We start from the raw sequence: 19,766 nt of genomic DNA, 5'->3' as shown, positions 1-19,766 counted from the left end.
ACTTTATTATTAACGGCCTTCGTCGCTGTCAAGAAGGCATCGATGCACCTTAGTGCAAACCTGGGTTAAGGAACCCGCCTCTTGACGCCAATCGTTCTTTTATTTAATAGCGTGAGTACTCGGTTTATTTATGCGCAGTCGCGCATTTTCCCCTGTCGGTGCACCACCCCATAGGGAGCAGCAGAAGCGCATGCCCAAAAATGATGAAGCACCTGCAGCCAGAGCTGCAGATCCCCACTGGCCCAGACGGAAACGATGATACTTATGAACGCTGCAACGCTGGATTCGAAAACCCTTCGTCTCGCGAAAAGTTTCTGGCCCTTCGCTGGTCTGCAGATCACGAGCGTGTTCGTGAACTTGAGCAACGCGATTACGGCAGTCGTCTATCCTTGGCTGGTCTACGACATGACTGGCAGTGTGAGTTGGATGGGCGTCATTGCAGCTCTCGCGCTTTTTCCGGCCGTTGGAGGGATGGCTATCGGTGGGCTTGTCGCCGAGCGCTTAGGCATACGCCAGATCGCGCTTGTGTCCACCGCCTTGGGAGCCGCGGCATCTGTTGCTGCCGCAGCAGCCTATGATGCAGGGGCCCTGTCAATCGGAATTTTTGCGATTCTAACCGTCCTGGGCGCGATCCTCGACGGCCCTGGGGGCGTCGCAATCGAGGCCCGCGTTCCAGAAATGGCGAGGATCGCGCGGATGCCTCTTTTGCGAGCCAACGCCATCGATGACCTTATTGACAGCTGCGCAGGGATCATAGCACCCGCCACAGCAGCCTTCCTCGTGGCTATCGTCAGCACAACAGACCTCCTTTGGCTCGTGGCGATCAGCAACATCATTGCCACCACATTGGTAGCGCTCAGCGTCCCGCGCTTCAGACTGCGCCGAAGGACTAGTTCACCGTTCGCCGAGGTGAAAACAGCTCTAAAATTTATCACAAGCTCAAGAACGTTTCGGGTCGCCCTGACCCTTGCGAGCATTGGGACTGGCGTTTTCGTAGCATTTGAGACGATTGCGTTACCTGGGATCCTGAAGCTCTCAGGTGCGTCTGCCACATTGCTCGGCATGTTTATGGCCGCAGCGGGCACGGGCGCGGTTGCGGTCAACCTGGCGCTTGCGATGAGGGCGAACGGAGCACAATCCTCATTGCGCAACATCTTCGTCTGGGCATTCATAGGACTAGCCGCGGGCGTCGCCCTCGTAACATACGATCGCTCTGCTGTCTCCCTTATCGCTGCGGGAGGAATTTTCGGCATCTCTGCTGGACCACTCACGCCCGTGTTCACTACACTTCTACAGGTCAGCGCTCCCAAGGCGCTTCGCGCAAATCTCATTGGCGTTTCGATGAGTCTGATACTGCTGAGTGCGCCGATAGCGGCCCTGATTGCGGGGGTTGCGTTGGACGCTTTCGGTCCAACAATCGTTCTTGTCGCTTTGGTTGCAGTGCTTGGCGCGTGCGCTTTTGCCGCGTTCTTTGCGTTGGTGGATGGGCCCGCGCCATAACGCGGGCGCCGCTCCATAGTTCCATACATTCATCAGCCAACTTGGCGGCTCGCTTCGGTACAGCTCTCCCCATCAGTCGGGCCCAGTATCCCACGCGCCAAGGGCAACCTCACAACAAGAGAACAATACAGCTATGCAATTAACCAATTTTGTTGCCGCAAGCCTACTCGTTGGCTTTTGCGGAGGGGCGGTCCACGCGGAAACTATCTCCGACGCGCTCGCGAAAGCCTATAGGAACAATCCGACATTAAATGCATCCCGCGCAGGAACACGCGCCACAAACGAGGGGGTTGCGATCGCCAAGTCTGCTGGCCGGCCCACAATTTTCGGCTCAGGCGAAGTGGAGAGTTCTGCTGGTCCCCACCACGAGGACCAGGACAATCAACGCTCTCGAATAAACAGCGCAACGTTTGGAGTGGAGATTCAACAAAGCCTATTCGACGGCTTCCAAACAAGAAACAGTGTCGCCACGGCAAAAGCGAAAGCGTTTGCGGCTGAACAAACGCTTCGAAACGACGAACAGAGCATTTTGTACGACGCGGCCAGCGTTTACCTCGGGCTAATCTGTGATCGCCGGATTGTGGCGCTGCGAGAGCAGAACCTACGGTTCTCAGAAGAACAAGTCCGTACCGAGCGTGCGCGCCGAGCTGCCGGCGAAGGCACACGGACCAATATCGCGCAGGCCGAAGCGAGCCACGCCGCGGCCAAGGCGGATTTGGCTGACGCCCGAGCTCAAGTGAAGGCGAGTACCGCCAGATATCGGCAAATTGTCGGTGATGAGCCTGGCAAGCTAGACCGGGCCTCGCCAATTACAAATTTGCTTCCCCTTACCCTCGACAACGCTGTCGTGGGATCCAGGCAACATCCGGCCATTCTAGCAACCGAGTACCTGGTTAAAGCGGCCGCGCACACTGCCAGATCGGCAGAGGGGGCCCTACTGCCGAAGCTGACGGCGAATGCCGGCGTATCCAGATCGGTTTCCGACGGTCCAGCAGTGAACATCCTGCCGGGGACCGAAGGAGCCCGAGCGACAGTCGGCATCACTCTCACGATCCCGATCTTTGAGGGAGGGCGGACGTCCGCCGAGGTTCGTCAGTCAAAGGAGGCGCTTGGACAAGCGCAATTTGAAGTGGACTCTAGCCGTCGTCAGGTTCTGACGGCCGTCGCAGCGGCGTGGACCCAGTATACCGCGGCGCGAGCGAGTGCTGAGGCAAACCTCAAGATGGTCGCGTCAACCAAGCTCGCGCTTAAGGGCGTCGTGAGCGAGCGCAATGTGGGCCAACGAACGACCATGGACGTTCTTGAGCAGCAAGCCGACTTAATAAAAGCGCAAGTTGAACTCGCAAATTCAGAGCGTGATGAATCCGTTGCGAGTTACGCGATTCTGGCGGCGATCGGTCAACTTTCAGTCAAGAAGCTCGGACTAAACGTCATGGAATACAGCTCGCGCGAACACTACGACGCTACGAAGGACAAATGGCACGGGCTTAGAACGACGGACGGCGACTGAGGCAGGCCGCTGATGATGGGACATGACCGTACACAGTGTATGCGGATTGGGCCCAGGTGAAAAACCAAAGCGCAGTCGCTAGCCCTGACTTGGATAGACAGGCTTTGCCAGGGTCGAAGTTATCGACCGGCATGAGCGCCGCCGGCTGCTGCACCAAACGAGTTTGACTTCCCGGCTACTTTACTATAATTTTACTGATTAGTCGGTTTATGAAAATAGAGTACCTGATGCGCAAAGTAGATCCTGAAAAACACGAGGCAAAACGGCAAGAGATACTTGCTGCAGCCATCACCTGTTTTGCGAGCAAGGGATTTCATCGCACCTCAACAGCGGAGATCTGTGTGGCCGCGGGCATGAGTTCCGGCAACCTGTTCCATTATTTTCCGAGCAAGCAAGCGATTATCGCCGCGATCGTTGAGATGGAGGGGAAAGAGGTAACAGCTTATTTTAGAGGCATTGATCACTCCTCAAATCTTCTTGAGGAACTTCTGCATTTTTTGGACATGGTCCTGGATCGCGGAGCCGACGAAGCATACCTCAAGCTTGCGCTTGAAATTGCAGCCGAGGCGATGCGCGACGAACAAATCGGCGCGCTTGCTGCAAAAAATGATGCCGAGCTACAAAATGCACTCAACTCACTTCTAAGAAACGCCGCGGCTCGAGGTCAGATTGACCCTTCACTTGATCCTGCCGATACCGCGCGCTGGATTTCTGCATTGATCGACGGCGTTTTCAATCGCATCGCAGTTGATCCAGCGTTCAGGGCGCAAGAGAAGCGCGAGATGATGAGGCTCCTCATAACACGGTTCCTGCAGCCCCCCGTACGCCCCAAAAGCTCGACCCGTGTTTGATAGACCTTGTCGATGACGCCCCGGGGCTGCTCGATCTGGTGATTTGGTTGTTTCGGCTCCTTCGTGACGACGGTATCGTATAATCAAGCAGCACAACCCCTGGCGTTGTGATACTCTGGTCGCGCGATGTGATCCATCGCGGTTTTTGACTTGCGAGGCAGCGGTGGTGCAAGTGGCGGAGGGCCAATTCGCCAGCTCATCTCGATTGAATATCGTCATGGCAAGGGTCGGACGCGATGCGCTCGACCGCTTAGACGCAGATAGCAACCGGCGCAGTTGCGAGCATTGATCTCTCGATCGAACGCCCGAAAGCGTTCGCAGCAGGACTGTCGAGTAGGCGAAACTGGTCTTATGAAGTAAAGTGCACTACTCAAAGTTGCTCACCTTCGATACCTTTGCCTATTGCAGAACCATGTCCCAACGATCAATGCCTGGCCCGTGACCGCGGCGTAATTGCGTAGAACGGTTGAGTAGAAATGCGCAAGAAATCACGGAACGCAATGCGTTCTGACACGTCGAAAAACCGTGGGGCATTACCGTCGAAAAGACGAAGTGTAATGGCCCCATTCTAGTCGTAGTCACCTTTCGGCTTTGTATGTCGATGGGAACCCGTGTCGTTTGGCGACCCAGGCGACTATGAGTGTTGGGACGAGGATCCCGATCATGACCCAAGGGAAAAAGGTCGCACCGAGTGTGCTAAGCAGCACGCCGCCCAAAAGTCCACCGCCTGCGACAGCTGTGTTCCACACTGCGACGAACATAGCCTGTGCGACATCGGCGGAGCCCGCTGCCGCCTTCGCGGAAGCGGTCTGGAACAAGGCCGGCGCTCCACCGAGAACCGCACCCCAGATGCCTACGGCGACATAGGCCACAAACGGTGAAGCCCTCCACAACCCCAACGCCAGGACGGCGCCCCCAAACGCGATGATGGAAATCAGAACCAATTCTCGTAGCCAGCGGTCGATCAGGACGCCAGCGATCCAGAGACCGACAAGGCCACACAGGCCGAACGCTAACAGGATTGTGTCGACGCGCTCCCCCAAACCGACGGGAACCAGGAATGGCGCAATGTAGGTGTAAAGAATATTGTGGGCGATGACGAAAGCGAACATGACAAACAGAATCGGGCGAATACCCGGCAGCGCGTACACCCGCCCAATAGACAGCCGCTTGCCCGACGGTTGCCCCGGAAAATCCGGCACTCTGGCAAGTACCCAGCCAATGAGGACGACCGCCAGCACGCTCATGGCAGCGAAGGCAAAGCGCCAGCCGACTATGCCACCGAGGAACGTCCCGGCCGGAACGCCGATCGAAAAAGCCAGCGGTGCCCCAATACCGGTAATGGCGATCGCTCGACCCGCGAGATGCGGTGGAGCCATGCGAACAGCGTAACCCGCCAGAAGCGCCCAGACGAGGCCGCCAAACACACCTGCGAAAAAACGTGCAACGAGCGTCAGAGTGTAGTTGTCGGATATCGCCGTCACTGTGTTAACGATGGCGAAGCCACCAATGGCAATCAACAGCAGCGGTCGCCGTCGCAGCCCTTGGGTGAGGGTCATCAATGGAATGGAGGACGACAAAGAACCGACCGCATAGGCGGTAATTAACTGACCAGCCATACTTTCCGAGACATATAAGCTTGCACTGATTTGCGGCAACAGTCCCGCTGGCATTACTTCCGTCAGCAGCGTAACGAATGCCGCCAGGGACAACGCCAACAATCCTAAGATGGGAAGTCGTTCCGTTGAGGTGGCGTGACCGCTACCTGCTATGTCGTTATGGGTATCCGCGGTCCGGACGTCCGCCGAAGTGGTCGATGTCATAAGGCTTGGTTCCTCGAAAGGTCGGGATGAGGCAAGGATGGAGCCGCTGTCCAGAAGAGAACAACGCGACCCGTCATGGTTCCATCGACCTTAGCCTCTCGCCATTGGCCGACAAATGCGCAATAGTTCACAACACTTTAGACAAGAATGTCGTGCAGAGAGTGAAAAGTAGGATGGACAGTCTCGGCGCGCTCAGCGCTTTCGTTCAAGCTGCCGATGCTAGCGGCTTCACCGAAGCGGGGCGCAAGCTCGGCGTTTCGCCGTCCGCCGTCAGCAAGGCTATTCAGCGGTTGGAAGAGCGTCTCGGCGCCCAACTGTTTTACCGATCGACACGCAGCATAACTCTGACACCGGAAGGCGCCGTGTTTCTTGAGCGCTGCCGCCGTATCCTGTGTGAAGTAGAGGCTGCCGAGACGGAGCTGACGCAAGCGCAGAGCGTGCCAAAGGGCAAGCTCCGGATCAGTCTTCCCTCTGTCGGCATCCTCTTCATGCCAAGGTTCGCTGAATTTAAACGGCTCCACCCCAAGATCGAAATAGAGTTGGATTTCAGCGACCGGCTAGTGGACGTGATCGACGAGGGATTCGATGCGGTCATTCGCACGGGCGAGCAAAGCGACTCGCGGTTGATGGCCCGGAAGCTCGGGGTCTATCGCAAGGTCATCGTCGGTTCACCCGTGTATTTCCGGCAGGCTGGCCTCCCGATCCATCCCGAGGATCTCACCACACATTCGTGCCTGATCTATCGCTATCCCTCGACGGGCAAGCTGGACAGTTGGCCGCTGCGCCGCGACGGGGAATTGGTTGACGTCGCGCTGACGACCAGCATGGTGATGAACACACTGGAGCCACAAATCAGCCTTGCAGAGCAGGGGCTCGGCATTGCCTGCTTACCCGATATTGCCATCCAAAAACAGTTGGAAGACGGCTCACTCATCAGCGTACTCGACGACTACATGGGAACCTGTACTATTCTGCGTGTACTGTGGCCATCCAGCCGCCACATCTCGCCAAAGCTTCGGGCGTTTGTTGATTTCGTGGCAGACAAACTGCTGGAGACTGCGACGTCCCGGTGCCGTTAGCGCGGCTTTCTACCTGAGGCTTGGGACGTCGTGTTGTTGCGGAACCACTGACCAAAGGAATAGCCTTGAATAGTCAGCATTCAGTGCGGGGATGTTTAGGCGAACGATGCTCGCGATATGCCGCTGCCAGTGCCCGCAAGGCATCGCGTGAGTGCTCATCGGTCAACGTCGAGTGCAACATGATCCGCGACGAAGGTAGTTCAGCCAGGCCCATGCGCTGACTCACCTCCACAGTGTCGGGCGGGGCCAGGCGACAGGAAAAGCTGCAACCGCCAGCCCTGCCGATACCGCCGCGACAACGGCGGCATGACCACCGCCGACAAAGACTTCGCTCCATTCGATGTCTGCGCCATCCAGTGCACGCGTGGGGGCCAGGGCCGCCAGCCGCAAGGGCTTGCCAGGCTGTTGATGGAAGCCTGGCGCGGCAAACCAGCCGAAGTGCTCCGGCCCTAGGTCTTCGCCATCACGGCGGTCATCTTCCTGGCGGACGATCACAGCATCTAACGCGCCATTGTCAAAAGCATCGAGCAGACTGCGGGAGTTCTCCAGACGCACTTCAATCGTCAACGCCGCGTCGCGTTCGTTCAGTCGCGCTAGCAGCGTGGGGATTTCCGGCCCGGCTACATGCTCGGCGATACCCAGCCGAAAGCGACGACATTTGCACGACAAGGCCACTACCGCCCGGTCATGCGCGGATATGAAATCGCGCGCTGGATTGAGAAACACGGCCCCTTGCGCCGACAGGCGCACCTGCCGAGGCGTGCGCTCGATCAGTTTGTAGCCCAATCGTTCCTCTAGGCGCTTCAATTTTACACTGATAGCGCCTTGTGTCGTGCCTAAAGCTTCGGCGGCCTTGGTGAAGCTTTGGAAATCGGCAATCGTGACGAACGTCAGCACAGATTCCACATCGAGCGCCGGTCGGGTCATGAATCATCCTGATTTGTTGTCTCTGATATATAGAACGCCGCCAGCGCGACGGCGATAGTGACGAGCGTCACGCCGATCTGCCGCGACGGCCGGTACGAGACACAACTGCCGCCTCGCGCATGAAACATCAATCAATTATTCAATTGAATATAATCTGATGTTCGTTTATTCGGATGTGAACCGCAATCTCGGCCGTGACCCCACGCAGGCTTTGGCAGCTCCGCAATTCTCATACCAATGAAAGAAAATGTCGTGACTCTCTCCCCACACGCAAAGCTTTTTGACAGCCTATTCGCACTCGCCGGAGGATGCTTCAAATGAGCCGGATCGTACATGATACGGGCAGCGGTCCCGCAGTCCTTATGGCCCACGGTACAATGATGGACTGGTCTATGTTCATCCCGCAAATCCTCGCGTTGCGCGACCACAACCGCATCGTAGCCTTCAATCAGCGCGCGCGCACGGACGCTGCCGACACCCCTTATTCGCTCTCGGAGTTAGCGGCCGACTGTCGTCTGGTAATGGACGAGCTTGGAATTGAGCGCTGCGTTTTGGCGGGGATGTCTATGGGAGGTTTCATGGCTATGGAGTTCGCCAACCTCTTCCCTGAACGGATCGATGGCCTGATCTTGATCGGCTCCCAAATTGGCGCCTACACGAACGACGAACAGGCGCTCTTCGGCGCGGAATTCGCGAAATTCAACTGTGATGGAAAGGTTACACGCGATCTGGCTGAAGGGTCTGCCTCTCTTGTATTTGGTGCTACCAGCACAACAGACCGAAAGGAATTGATCGGCGAATGGATTGAGCGATGGTCTGAGCTACCGGCACGCTCAGTCTACTACGAGACGCAATCCTGGTTGAGCAAGTCCGAGCATCGAACGATCGCGCGGAGCGTGAACAAGCCGGTGCTCGTTGTGCATGGAGAGGAAGACTACGTTCTGCCTATTGACGCCAAGACGGACGAGATGAGGGCTGCATTTCCTGATGTCGAGATTGCGCGGATCGCCAAGGCAGGACATCTCGTCAACCTGGAGCAGCCTGCAGCAACCAACAATGCCATTGCGCGCTTTCTCGCTCGTATCGGTTATCGACGGTGAGTGGGTAAGACAGTAAATTGCATCGCTTCGATTGAGGTTGTTCGCCGTGCTGCGGGGATTTCATGGCGAAGGGTGCGCAGAGACCAAAGGCATTTTCCGCGCCTGAAAGGGAGCGGCGCCTTCCACCAGCGCGGCTACCGCAATGCCGTAACTCTGGGGGGCCGGCTGCGACAGTGGAATAGTATACCCTTTCGCTCGAGCCAGCGAGAACCCGACGACCGTTGCGCATCAATATGGCTGAAAATCCGTGGCTAACCGCTCTGAAACGCTGCTGCTCGATGCCAGATTGCCCCCTTTCGATCCTGCCGAGACTAGATTCGTCATTGATTGACGGCATCTTTAATTGCGTCGCGGTCGATCCAGGGTTCAGGGCTAAGGAGAAACGTGACATGACAACACGGTTCCCCCAGCACCCCACATCCCCCAAGGGCTAGATTCGTGTTTGGTAGACCTTGTCGATGATCCCCCAAGCTAGTGCCTCTTCGGCGGTCATGAAGTGATCTCGATCTAGCGTTTGCGCAACATCATCCCGCCCTCGGCCGCTGTGTCGAGCGTACAAATCGGTCAATCTGCGTTTCGTTCGCAGCATATCTTCTGCGTGCCTTTCAATGTCGGAGACATGCCCTTGAAACGCTCCTGATGGCTGACGAAGCATAATCGACGCGTGAGGCAAAGCGGCGCGTTGCCCCGGCTCTCCCGCCATCAACAGAAGCGATGCGATGGCGGAAGCTGTGCCCATGCATAGCGTGGAAACTGGGCATCGAAGATACTGCATCGTGTCGTAGATGGCCAAACCACTCACCACGGCGCCACCGGAAGAATTGATGTAAAGGGAAGCCGGGCGCTTGGGATTGTCGGCCTCCAGGAATAGAAGTTGCGCGCAAACTACGGTTGCCACCGCGTCGTCGACTGGACCATTTAGGAATACAATCCGCTCCTGCAGGAGACGCGAATAGATATCGAAGGAGCGTTCGCCCCTGCTCGATTGTTCGACGACGATTGGAAGGAAGTTCAATTTCGCTCCCCCTGCCCGGCAAGGCGTTCGATCATTCCCAAAAGCGCCTGGCGTTCCGTGGCGGCTATTTCTTTGTCTTGGCGGCGTTCATCCTCAGATCGATCAAGACGCGCACGAAGATCGTCGATCTGGGCAAAAAGAGCATCAACCAGCTCTTCCGCACCCTCTCGGCGTTGCAACGGCGTCGCAACGCCAACCGCCAATTTCTGGTCGACAGAAAGATGTGCGGCCGGTTGATCACTTTCAGCAAGATCAATCCACCATTGCCCGCGGTTATCGCGTTCACCCGCAATTGCTCCGCTCCTCAGACGACGCCGCACCGAATCGACCGACACATTGAGCCGACTTGCCGCCTCTGTAACGCTTGCCTTAACCATTCTGGAACTCCCTTGGTCTATGCGTGCGATATGCATAGCGCACGGCACATGCATATGCAACGCTGTAGTGGCGTTTGCCTGGAGATGGCTGTGAACAGCCACAGATGGGCCGAACATGGGCGATGGAATGCTTGCACCCGATGGTTGGAAGCAGGCTGAGACGACCGGGCACTCTCTCGGTCACGCGACGCGTGTGAGATCTTTTAGAAGCGACCGCCCGTCGGAACGCTGCATCCAGGATTTTGCCAAAATAGGGAAAATTGTCCCACTGCGGTTTCGCCGACTAAGGCGAACTCGGGGGCTTCACTTAGATCGGCGGTCTCGATCCGTTGCTGCTGATATTTTGTGACGTATTGGCTCGCTCATTCGACCGTTGACGGAATGCCTTATCGAAGGTGGAATTACACTGGCCGGTTCGTGTCGATCTTTTTGCAGTTACAATGGCCCGCCCACAGCATCTTCGTGAGAAGAGCTTCGCGGCTTCCGAATACCGAGACCCCGCCTCCCCTTGCCAATCACGTCGCGATGAAACTTCCATACGCATTGCGCGCGGTTCCGTTTGCAATCGGCGGAAAGGATTCGAATGTAGCCAAATGCGATCATTTCCTCTGACGCCATCAGCTGCCTTCAGGATCGGTCGCGCCGCCGACTTGAACGCGTCCGCATCCGACAAGCCAGTATCTAAACAACTGCGTCGAGCAGAATCACCGGCGGATTACGGCGCGTCAGACCGATGCTTTGACACCTTGTTTGAGAACAGCTGCGCGGACGGCTGTCAGAATGCCCGCCAGTGGCGCGATCGAAAAGGCTGCAAAGAGCCAGAAGGCCGCACTTGACGTGCCTGGGACCCCCCCTGGTACTGTCAAGCCGCCAAGATTAACCACCATACCAGCCAGCGCGGCCCCCACTGCGGTGGCACAGAGTTGCACCGTTGTAATCGATACCGATGCGAGATCCTGCTCATCCTTAGGGGCGACCTGAAGAACGCGAGTGAGGAGGTGCGGCCAACCCAGACCAACACCAAATCCGACGATGAGAAGAGCGACTGTGATTGGCCCGAGCACGAGCCAACGCCCATCGCTGACAGTGGGTACGAGTAGAGAGAGGGTGACCAAACCGAGGAGCCCCAAGACAGGAGCCGCAACGATAACGCGTGCAGCCCCTCGGCCCTGTGCTCCGGAGCTGGCAATCGACCCGACTGTCCAGCCCGCAGCCATAGCGGCCGCTAAATACCCCGCAACAAGCGGAGGCTGCGCGTGCAGCACCTGGAGAAACAGGGGGACGAAGATCTCGCTGGCCGTCACGGTGATCGCGAGCAGCGACATGGTCGCGAACAGCACCCCCAGCGGCGCCGTGACCGAAAACGAACCGCGCGGAAGCAACCGCGAAACCGCGCCGCGCTCGACTAGAACCAGCAGGGCAAAGACGGTTGCCGCAACTGCGAGGCCCGCTGCATTCCATGCCAAATCGGCCCGAACACTCCCTACCGATAATGCGAGAACGGCTACGACAAGCAGGAAAAGTTGGGCGAAAGGCAGGTTCGAGCGTTCATTGCCATCCTGATTGCGGGCGGGTAGCGTCGCGAACGCCAGGAACCCGAAGAGAAGTGCCAGCGGAATCATAATCCAGAAAGCAGCCCGCCAGGCGTTCAATTCGGCAAAAATACCACCCACTGCCGGCCCGACGAGTGTTGCTACACCCCACATGCCCGATACAAGCGCCATGGCACGCGGCCAGAGAGCTTCGTCAAACACGATCCGTATCATCGCGTAGGAAAGTGCAAAGAGAAAACCGCCGCCAAGTCCCTGGATCGTGCGTCCGACCAGCATGACCTCCATGGTCGGTGCGAATGCGCAGACCAGCGTGCCCGCGGCGAATAGGGCAACTGCTGTCAGGTAGGCGCCACGCGGACCTGTGCCCTGCAACAGCTTCGCCGAGAGAGCGGAGCCGATAATCGATGCGACGACAAATAATGTTGTGTTCCAAGCATAAAAATCCAGGCCGCCTATATCGGCTACGACAGAGGGCAGGATGGTGGTTGCGACATAGACGTTGATTGCGTGCAGTGCGACACCACCAGCAAGGGCCAGAGACCGGACGCCGTTGCGTCCGGCGAGCAATGCTCCCCAGCCCAATTCTCGTTCAGACATAATTCCTCCGGTCGCACGTGGCGGGGATCACAGATTGACGACGAGCGCAGCCATCACGGTGGCGATAAGCAGCGCGATATGGGTGAGTTGCAGGATATCTTGACGGATCCAATAGGCGAACCAGAGGCCGGCGATGAGCATCGCGAACCACGCGACCGCGAGCATGGCCAGCCCTGCGCTGGCCATGCTCGGTGCTGAGAGGAACCCGGGGAGCAATGGAAGTCCGGCGAAAGCGAGACTTCCGATAGTCAGAAGAAACCCCGCCAAGACCTGTAGGACCATCACCCCAACCACCGCCGCCCGGGCAAGGATCAGCCCGCCAAGCGCGCGATGATCGAACGCGGTTGTGATCGCCGGATCGTCCTTCAGAGGCGCCATAGACGTGGTCCGCGCAATCGCCATTACCGATGCCGAAAAGCCCACGAAATTATTTAGTGCAGCAAGCAAGCTCCAAAGCGCAAAGCCCGTGCACACTACGATTTTAAACAGCAGGATGCCGGCAGGATCAGTCATCGTTCGTTTCTTTCGGTCCGGCGCGCTGAAACCAGACCAATATCTGCCGCGCGGTTTGAATTTCCCCAGCCCGTGGGCAGGATCCACGATGGATGGAGGCGGTTCCAGCTGAAACAGCATACTGAGCTCCGACTTGCCCAACTCTTCAAGCTGGCGTATTTAACAAGATGTAACTTTGAAAAATATCTCCAACGGGCAATATGTCAACCTATAGCTTGGAAAAACAACGCGGTCATGCTGGCGAGCGCGTGCTCCTCGAACTCAAGATGCGGGGGCCACAAACGGCGGCGCAGGTGGGACAGCGCCTCGGCACCAGTGGCGAGAATGCTCGTCAACTGTTGCTCAAACTTAGCGATGACGGTCTTGTGGTGTCTCAGAGTGTTGCGCTCGGAGTCGGACGACCGAAGCAAGTCTGGCATCTTACAGAGGCCGCCAGGTCCCGTTTTCCCGATACGCATGCAGAACTCACGATCGGATTGATCCACGGTATCCGCGGTTTGTTTGGCGAAGGCGCACTGGAGCAACTCATCGCCGCCCGAGAACTGGAAACGCGAAGATCATATGCTCTAGCTGTCGCCGGTGCGACGAGTACCGAGGATCGTCTCATGAGACTGACCGCCATCAGGTCGCGCGAGGGATACATGGCGGAATGTACCGTAGCCGATGACGGCGATGGCTGGCTTCTTGTGGAGAATCACTGTCCGATTTGCGCTGCAGCACAACTCTGCCAAGGTTTCTGCAGAGCTGAGTTGGCGATTTTCCAGGAGATCTTAGGGAATGACGTCTCGGTTCAACGAGACGAACATATCCTCGCTGGGGCCCGTCGTTGCGCTTACCGCATTCGGCTCGCCGATCAGAAAGTTCCGGCGGCGCCATGATAGACCGGCCAACGGATGAGAGAACGATACGCTGAAACAGTCGACTTCACAGATCATCTCTTTGGGATCAACGCATGCTCGAATATTGGCTCGTGCTGCGCATTAGCGTCCTGCCCTTTAAAACGGATTTACGTGTTTACTCCCTCCGGGACACCAAAAGACCTGCGCAGGGTTGTTGGCGGCAAAATTGGCGAGGAACTGATCGTTGCAAATGGCCTGATCTTTTCCACTGTCCAGCTACTATGCGCCGGCAAGATTTAGCCGAGCCATCTGCTACGCAAGCTCGCTCCCACCCCAGCCAGAACGCTCTAACGATTGCGTTGCGCGAGATCGCCAGCGTCGAGTGGGCGTTGTCATAGAGTGGAATTTCGACGCTGACATGTAGCGCCCACCCGGATCGGTATCAACGAGGACGAAACGCTCCTTGCGCTTCGTATTGGCCGCAGAGTGAAATCCCTGACCCCGCGCAGAGGCAGCATTAAAGGATCGCCGGGCTCACCTGCGCAGCGCAATCATCATCTACTGGAACACCGTCCACCTCGGGAGTGCCATCGCCGAGCGACGAAATGAAGGGCTGGATGCGCCACCGGAGCTTCTACATCACCACTGGCGCGGAGCGCACAATATTGCGGGCCGGAGAGTATCTGTGGCCTGACAAAGCATGCGCTTAGAAGTTCGTTTTGCCCCTTCCGGATCGATCCCATCGTACGCTGAACGAATGCTCAGCGTACCAGTTCCGTTACGGAGCAGACGCAACGCCCCATATTCAGAGACGTTGATGCACATGCCTCAGTCCATCAGCTGGCGGGCTCGGGGATGGGCTTTGTTAAGTTCACGATACCGAAGCGTTCAGAAATAACCGGGCAGGACATTGGCCGGCCGTCCTTGATCTCGGTGTCGCGAAAGGCCCCGGTCTGTTCAAGGACGACGCCATCTTCCTCAAACATTTCCTCCAGACCTGACGGAGCCAGGAGGATCAAAATTCGCGCCAGCTTATCTGACTCGTTGCGGAAACCACGCACGGAGTTCACCGGGCAATTAAGAAAAGTCCCTGTTGGGGCATGGATCCTTTCATTCTCAGTGAAGAAGACCATTTCTCCTTCCAGCACGAAAAACGCCTCCTCCTCACGTTCATGCAGATGAAATGGCGCGCCCTGGCCTGGCTTAACGAGGGATTCAAGCAGAGCATATCGACCGTGCGTCTCAGCGCCGCTGGCAAGAACGCGGTAGATGTTGCCAGCCGAGGCGAGGCGCTTGCCTTCGTTATCGGTCCGGACGGTGACTGGGAGGCTCAAATTACTCACGGCTGTATTCCTTAGTTTTTGTTTGGGCGCATCCCTCTGATTGTTAGAAGTATGCTTCATACAGATGGCGGCGATAGCTCAATAAATCAATCCAATTATCAATTGAATGATTGCTATCGTGCGAATTGAGCCACCCTCGTGGGAACCGTTGGGCGCTCAGCCTGCTTCTCGAGGCCCGAAAATCGCGCCCGATCATCCGATGAACCGCATTACTGCGCCGCAAAGAACATCGCATAGGTCAGGCGCGAAATCGTCGCTCTAATCGGGATATTTACGCGTAGCGGAAACACATTGAGATTGTTGTGTTTCCCTGCTATTGAACAGTTGGGCTTGCATAGCCCCAGCGAGTGCAGACGCAAACTCGCACCGCAGTGCCCCAGTCATAAAGCCGGCACTGCTCTCACGTCCCTAAAAGACGTTCATAAATCTCCCAAATCAATTCGCTCCGGCGTTGCGAATGCCCTCGTGGGTATCGTGCGCCGGCTTTCTTCCAGCTCTATTATTTAAGGAGGACAATCGTGCCTTCACGATTCCTTTTGCCTGCCCTTGCTCTTGCGGTCTTCTTTGTGGGAGCGACCGAATTCATGCTTTCGACAATGCTCTCGCCTTTGGCGACCGCCTTCGACACCACGCCGGCACACGCCTCTTGGCTCGTGTCCAGCTACGCCCTCTCCTATGCCGTGGCAGCACCAATCTTCGGCCTTCTGTCTGATCGCATCGACCGCCGTCGCCTCTTACTAGTCTCGCTTGCATTGTTCGCGATCGATGGATTTGCATTGACTGTAGCTCCCAGCTTCGGCGTTGCCATTGTTCTTCGGATATTTGGCGGCTTGGCATCGGCGGCGCTTGTTCCAACGGCATTCGCGTTGGTGGCCGACATCATCCCCACGCATCGGCAATCCGCTGCCATGGGCACTGTCATGGTGGGGATGACGTTCGGAATTGTCGCTGGTCCTGTAATCGCCGGCATCCTGACAGAAACGTTCGATTGGCGCGCGCCCTTCCTTACGACTGCAGGGGGCTGCCTGTTGACGCTCAGTGTTGCCCATCGCCTTCTCCCGAAGCGCGCAGCTGGCCATTCCGAAACAAAGATGCGGTGCTTCGGCTGGATCACCAAAGGAAGCATTACACGCCCGTTGGTCGCAAAAGGTCTCTGGAACGGAACGGCCGTCGCTGGCTTCCTGCTTGCCGGCGAGGTTCTACGACAACGCCATGACCTCAGCGTCGGGATCGTCGGCGTCTCGGTCTCCGCATTCGGCCTCGGACTTCTGCTCGGAAATCTCGGGGTTGGGCGAGTTGTCCACCTCTTTCGAGGAGACGAACGGACGCTCATGGCTGCGTTGCTGCTCCTGAGCGTAGCGGTTAGCATATTTATGATCGCACCATTGCCGCTAGGGGGAGGACTGGCTTTCCTGACCATTTGGGGCTTTGCGCTTGGACTAGCCGCACCGACCAGTACTTCAATGCTCGCCACTCGAAGCGAGGACGACAAGGGTCAGGTGCTGTCGGTTTCAGAAAGCCTCAATAATTTGACGGTTCTCGCCGTTCTACCCCTGGCAGCAATGGAGTTTGAAATCGCAGGATCGGCCAGAACTATGCTGGTGTTCGGCATCACCTTAGCACTTGCGGCCATACTGACTATCGCAGACAGACGCATTATGGATCCGCAAAAATCCTAAGTTTTGCGACTGAAAAGGCGCTCTGAATCACAAAGGGAAAACCGGTCGCAAAAGTCTGTCGCAAAAGCCGGAGATTCGCGACCGACTTTTGCGACAGCTCAGGCGATCATAGGAACCTCAACGGCACCCGGCGCACGGTGGATGTTCTTTTTACCTACTTCAATTGACTGCGAAGCCCGGTAGTCGAGCGCCCATTCGAGCAGACTCAGGTGACTTCGTCATTGAACTGGCCTACGACGACCGCGAAATTGGACGAAGGTGTGGTGTACACTACCGCTCCTCCACTATACCAAGGCGGCTGCACTTATGCGAGAAAGGCTTCCCGCTATAGTCCTCTCAACCACATCGAAAAGCACCACGGTCTGGTGATCAACCTCAATGTTGAGGAGGTCGCCGGGCTGGTAACTGGCGAATGTCGTTTGCCGAAGCGTTTCCGGAATGAGGTTGATGGTAACAACATTGTCCTCAACTTCGGCCACTGTCAGACTACAGCCGTTCACGCCCAGGAACCCGCGGGGGAAGATATATTTCGCCCACTTCGCGGGTACGTGGAACCGGATGAAGGCCCCTTCCTCGCGAACGGAAAGTTCCACTACCTCGGCCGTTGTGGCGACATGGCCCGCCATCAGATGCCCGCCTACTTCCTCGTTCATTCTCGCGGATCGCTCGATGTTCACGACGTCACCCGACTTGAAGCGGCGAAGGTTTGTGCGGTTGAGTGTTGCCGACATCGCCTCGAAGGTCACGCGAGGGCCTGCAAGCCCGGCTACCGTCATGCAGGTACCCTCGACGCTGACGCTTGCGCCAATCTTCAAGTCAGCCAGCAGCTCGTCGGTGAAGTCGATCGCGAATTGGGTATGACCCGCATAGGGCGTTACACCGGTAAGGGGGCGAACGGCCTTGACGATACCTGTATACATTAGCGCGGCCCTCCGCATGATCCATGCAGGCGTAGGGCTGGCGACGATAAGGAAAAATTGTGTTTGTTCATGTGAACGCATCCTTTGTTAGACAAATGCGTCCTCTGGGCATCAATGGAACGTATGGGCGCGTTTGCAAGAACACACCTTCGGCCCATTATCTTCTTTCATCCGGACTGTGACCGTCGGCTCAGGCATCTAACCTGATCTGCTGGACCCTTCCTTACGGAAGGCGCTCGCGGGCTCCGGAATTGCTTCCAATACCGCCGGTGGGGAGTTTCACCCCGCCCTGAAGACCGGCGGAAGCTAGCTTAGCGTTGACTTTATAGCAAGCGGGACGCGCCGTGACTGCCGGATAAGTCCGCGTTTGGGCCGAAAGGCGAAGCATGGGTCGAAAGGAGAGCGTAAGATTTCACTGTTCGCTTCGCAGACATGGATCGTCGTCCGCAATCGGCACGAAGCGGACGTCAGACGCGTCGCAAAACTCGGTCGCGAAAGCTCGACTTTTGCAAAAGTTTTGCGACACAAATTCCTCTTATTTTTCCAGCGCCGAGCAATCTGTCGCTGAATTTAGGGTTTCCGCGACGACCGGCCGTTAAACCTGCCCTTAAAGGTAGCTTATGCAATGACAGTCTCCGGTTCATCCGGCAGGGCACGCAATCCCAACACTGGCGAAAGGAGGATAATGAGAAACTGGATCAAGAATCCCCCCGTTGCCACGAATAAACATGTCGCAACGCCGAAGTAGCCAGCGACTAGAGCGCCGATCGCAGCCCCGAGCGGCCTTGAACCATAGGTGGCGGTCATTATCAGCGCAGAGACCCGACCAAGCATGACGTTAGGCGTGACTGCTTGGCGCAGTGTCATCGTCGTGATGGTCCAAAGGATTGGCCCGACTCCAAACATGAAGAAACTGGCACATACCAGCCAGAATGACGGAAACCACAACGTCAGCAACATTAGGCAAGCTCCACAAAATCCTCCAAGCGGCCCCAGAACGATCATGGTTCCAATCGAGAAGCGCCGCCCGAGGATTGGCACGATCATGGCTCCTATAATCATACCGACCCCATCAACTCCCAACGCAATGCCGACCTGAGTGGCACTCATGCTGAGGTTCTGAACGGCATAGGCAACATACACGGCCATCAGGACCACCCACGCGGTATTGAAGAAAATTGCGGTAAACAGGATCGGAAGCAAGAATTGATGCTGCGCAACGAATGTCGCTCCTTCCTTCAGGTCTTGTAGGGGATTGCTCAGAGGGCGCGACGTCACATTGTCTTTCGGAATGCTAACCAGATATAGCGCGGCCAGAATGGAAAGTACGGTTGCAAGCACATAGGCCGTAGCAGCGCCGGCCCAACCCACCAACGCACCGCCGAGAGCGGGGCCTGCGGCGAACGCGGCGCTACGCACCAACTCAAGCCAGCGGTTCGCCTCGCCGAGTCGTGCACGGGGTATAATTGAAGGGATGAGCGCGGGAGCGGCCACGCTATAACAAACAGTCCCAACGGCCCCGACGAAGCCGAGAATCGCCAGTAGCGGTACATTCAGCATCCCGAACGCCAAAAGCAGCACGATAACGATAAGGGAAAGCCCGCGCAGGACTTCCGAACCCACCATCAACGCTTTGCGCGAGGCGCGATCGACCGCCAATCCGGCCGGAATGGATAGCAGCAAAAAGGGGAGGGTTTGTGCCATCTGCAGCCAGCCTGTTTCAACCGGTCCCGCACCAAGCAACAAAACCGCCGCTAGTGGAGCGGCTGCCAATGCTATCTGCTCGGAAAACTGTGCGAAGAGATTCGACCAGCCTATGCGTCTGAACGCGGATGGTAGTGGAGCAGATTGGATGGAATTCAGCATCGATTTTCCTCATGTAACATGAGGACAGATGGCCTGATCTACAAAGCCGCAGGCCACCCGTTTCTTGCGGCTAAATTCTCTTTGACGCTTTAATCCCGATTAAAGCGACACTTGTTTTTCCGGACTTTTGCGACGTCGCAGAATAAGGAATTGCGACAGCCGCAATGACCGGTATTGTGAAGGGTTTCGGATGCCGGCTATCCACGTGTTGGCCTGGCGCCGGGCCGGCGTCCGAAAGCCTCCAGAGAAAGAACCCGCGGGATGGAGAGGGCAG

General features: G+C 57.0%; 15 protein-coding genes, 1 pseudogene and 1 riboswitch. Of the genes and pseudogenes, 7 read left to right on the top strand and 9 right to left on the bottom strand.

What is annotated here, in order from left to right:
• Positions 1 to 264 precede the first annotated feature (264 nt).
• The 3 genes from ASD00_RS17790 (at position 265) to ASD00_RS17780 (ending at position 3,861) form a co-directional block, all read left to right on the top strand.
• Positions 265 to 1,500 carry an MFS transporter gene (locus ASD00_RS17790; RefSeq protein WP_162249734.1) on the top strand — a complete coding sequence of 412 codons (1,236 nt, stop codon included), beginning with the start codon at positions 265 to 267 and terminating at the stop codon, positions 1,498 to 1,500.
• Positions 1,501 to 1,633: 133 nt separating this feature from the next.
• Positions 1,634 to 3,010: a TolC family outer membrane protein gene (locus tag ASD00_RS17785; RefSeq protein WP_057207806.1), complete on the top strand. Its 1,377-nt coding sequence runs from the start codon at positions 1,634 to 1,636 to the stop codon at positions 3,008 to 3,010.
• Between the two features lie 227 nt (positions 3,011 to 3,237).
• Positions 3,238 to 3,861 (top strand): TetR/AcrR family transcriptional regulator, encoded by a 624-nt coding sequence (locus ASD00_RS17780; RefSeq protein ID WP_057207805.1) that lies wholly within the window; start codon positions 3,238 to 3,240, stop codon positions 3,859 to 3,861.
• A 578-nt stretch (positions 3,862 to 4,439) separates the two neighbouring features.
• On the opposite strand, the gene ASD00_RS17775 is transcribed toward ASD00_RS17780, so the two are convergent.
• Positions 4,440 to 5,684 (bottom strand): MFS transporter, encoded by a 1,245-nt coding sequence (locus tag ASD00_RS17775; RefSeq protein WP_082523622.1) that lies wholly within the window; start codon positions 5,682 to 5,684, stop codon positions 4,440 to 4,442.
• Between the two features lie 173 nt (positions 5,685 to 5,857).
• On the opposite strand from ASD00_RS17775, the gene ASD00_RS17770 reads away from it, so the two are divergent.
• Positions 5,858 to 6,763 carry a LysR family transcriptional regulator gene (locus ASD00_RS17770; RefSeq protein WP_057207804.1) on the top strand — a complete coding sequence of 302 codons (906 nt, stop codon included), beginning with the start codon at positions 5,858 to 5,860 and terminating at the stop codon, positions 6,761 to 6,763.
• Positions 6,764 to 6,836: 73 nt separating this feature from the next.
• Here ASD00_RS17770 and ASD00_RS17765 read toward each other — a convergent pair.
• A pseudogene (locus tag ASD00_RS17765) lies at positions 6,837 to 7,690 on the bottom strand (LysR family transcriptional regulator).
• Positions 7,691 to 8,007: 317 nt separating this feature from the next.
• On the opposite strand from ASD00_RS17765, the gene ASD00_RS17760 reads away from it, so the two are divergent.
• A complete protein-coding gene (locus ASD00_RS17760; RefSeq protein WP_057207803.1) occupies positions 8,008 to 8,790 on the top strand; it encodes an alpha/beta hydrolase in 783 nt (260 codons plus the stop codon).
• Positions 8,791 to 9,220: 430 nt separating this feature from the next.
• On the opposite strand, the gene ASD00_RS17755 is transcribed toward ASD00_RS17760, so the two are convergent.
• From ASD00_RS17755 to ASD00_RS17740, 4 genes are all read right to left on the bottom strand, one after another.
• Positions 9,221 to 9,805 carry an ATP-dependent Clp protease proteolytic subunit gene (locus ASD00_RS17755; protein ID WP_057207802.1) on the bottom strand — a complete coding sequence of 195 codons (585 nt, stop codon included), beginning with the start codon at positions 9,803 to 9,805 and terminating at the stop codon, positions 9,221 to 9,223.
• The gene (locus ASD00_RS40125; RefSeq protein ID WP_156585660.1) at positions 9,802 to 10,182 is read right to left on the bottom strand and encodes a hypothetical protein; all 381 of its coding nucleotides are present in this window, start codon (positions 10,180 to 10,182) and stop codon (positions 9,802 to 9,804) included. The genes ASD00_RS17755 and ASD00_RS40125 overlap by 4 nt, the downstream gene beginning before the upstream one ends.
• Before the next feature lie 725 nt (positions 10,183 to 10,907).
• A complete protein-coding gene (locus ASD00_RS17745; protein WP_057207800.1) occupies positions 10,908 to 12,332 on the bottom strand; it encodes an MFS transporter in 1,425 nt (474 codons plus the stop codon).
• Between the two features lie 27 nt (positions 12,333 to 12,359).
• Entirely contained in the window at positions 12,360 to 12,965 is a 606-nt protein-coding gene (locus ASD00_RS17740; RefSeq protein WP_156585658.1) for a DUF2165 family protein, read from the bottom strand.
• Between the two features lie 80 nt (positions 12,966 to 13,045).
• Here ASD00_RS17740 and ASD00_RS17735 point away from each other — a divergent pair, with 80 nt between their 5' ends.
• On the top strand, positions 13,046 to 13,723 hold the full coding sequence (locus ASD00_RS17735) for a metalloregulator ArsR/SmtB family transcription factor (protein WP_057207798.1): 678 nt from the start codon (positions 13,046 to 13,048) through the stop codon (positions 13,721 to 13,723).
• A 797-nt stretch (positions 13,724 to 14,520) separates the two neighbouring features.
• On the opposite strand, the gene ASD00_RS17730 is transcribed toward ASD00_RS17735, so the two are convergent.
• On the bottom strand, positions 14,521 to 15,027 hold the full coding sequence (locus tag ASD00_RS17730) for a cupin domain-containing protein (protein ID WP_057207797.1): 507 nt from the start codon (positions 15,025 to 15,027) through the stop codon (positions 14,521 to 14,523).
• 518 nt (positions 15,028 to 15,545) lie between these two features.
• Between ASD00_RS17730 and ASD00_RS17725 the strand changes: the two genes are divergently transcribed.
• Positions 15,546 to 16,706 (top strand): MFS transporter, encoded by a 1,161-nt coding sequence (locus ASD00_RS17725; protein WP_156585656.1) that lies wholly within the window; start codon positions 15,546 to 15,548, stop codon positions 16,704 to 16,706.
• Positions 16,707 to 16,990: 284 nt separating this feature from the next.
• On the opposite strand, the gene ASD00_RS17720 is transcribed toward ASD00_RS17725, so the two are convergent.
• Both ASD00_RS17720 and ASD00_RS17715 read right to left on the bottom strand, forming a co-directional pair.
• On the bottom strand, positions 16,991 to 17,626 hold the full coding sequence (locus ASD00_RS17720; RefSeq protein WP_057207795.1) for a riboflavin synthase: 636 nt from the start codon (positions 17,624 to 17,626) through the stop codon (positions 16,991 to 16,993).
• Positions 17,627 to 17,781: 155 nt separating this feature from the next.
• A riboswitch (FMN riboswitch) is annotated at positions 17,782 to 17,927 on the bottom strand.
• Positions 17,928 to 18,244: 317 nt separating this feature from the next.
• On the bottom strand, positions 18,245 to 19,492 hold the full coding sequence (locus ASD00_RS17715; RefSeq protein ID WP_057207794.1) for an MFS transporter: 1,248 nt from the start codon (positions 19,490 to 19,492) through the stop codon (positions 18,245 to 18,247).
• Positions 19,493 to 19,766: the final 274 nt, after the last annotated feature.

It is taken from the genome of Ensifer sp. Root31 (assembly GCF_001424825.1).
In the GTDB taxonomy this organism is placed as follows: domain Bacteria; phylum Pseudomonadota; class Alphaproteobacteria; order Rhizobiales; family Rhizobiaceae; genus Ensifer; species Ensifer canadensis.
Note: the sequence above shows the minus strand (reverse complement) of the source record. Positions and strands in the feature narration are given on the sequence as shown.

Coding starts and splice junctions, on each gene's coding strand:
- ASD00_RS17790 (WP_162249734.1), top strand. CDS start 265: ATGAACGCTGCAACGCTGGATTCGAAAACCCTTCGTCTCGCGAAAAGT.
- ASD00_RS17785 (WP_057207806.1), top strand. CDS start 1,634: ATGCAATTAACCAATTTTGTTGCCGCAAGCCTACTCGTTGGCTTTTGC.
- ASD00_RS17780 (WP_057207805.1), top strand. CDS start 3,238: ATGCGCAAAGTAGATCCTGAAAAACACGAGGCAAAACGGCAAGAGATA.
- ASD00_RS17775 (WP_082523622.1), bottom strand. CDS start 5,684: ATGACATCGACCACTTCGGCGGACGTCCGGACCGCGGATACCCATAAC.
- ASD00_RS17770 (WP_057207804.1), top strand. CDS start 5,858: ATGGACAGTCTCGGCGCGCTCAGCGCTTTCGTTCAAGCTGCCGATGCT.
- ASD00_RS17760 (WP_057207803.1), top strand. CDS start 8,008: ATGAGCCGGATCGTACATGATACGGGCAGCGGTCCCGCAGTCCTTATG.
- ASD00_RS40125 (WP_156585660.1), bottom strand. CDS start 10,182: ATGGTTAAGGCAAGCGTTACAGAGGCGGCAAGTCGGCTCAATGTGTCG.
- ASD00_RS17745 (WP_057207800.1), bottom strand. CDS start 12,332: ATGTCTGAACGAGAATTGGGCTGGGGAGCATTGCTCGCCGGACGCAAC.
- ASD00_RS17740 (WP_156585658.1), bottom strand. CDS start 12,965: ATGCTGTTTCAGCTGGAACCGCCTCCATCCATCGTGGATCCTGCCCAC.
- ASD00_RS17735 (WP_057207798.1), top strand. CDS start 13,046: ATGTCAACCTATAGCTTGGAAAAACAACGCGGTCATGCTGGCGAGCGC.
- ASD00_RS17720 (WP_057207795.1), bottom strand. CDS start 17,626: ATGTATACAGGTATCGTCAAGGCCGTTCGCCCCCTTACCGGTGTAACG.
- ASD00_RS17715 (WP_057207794.1), bottom strand. CDS start 19,492: ATGCTGAATTCCATCCAATCTGCTCCACTACCATCCGCGTTCAGACGC.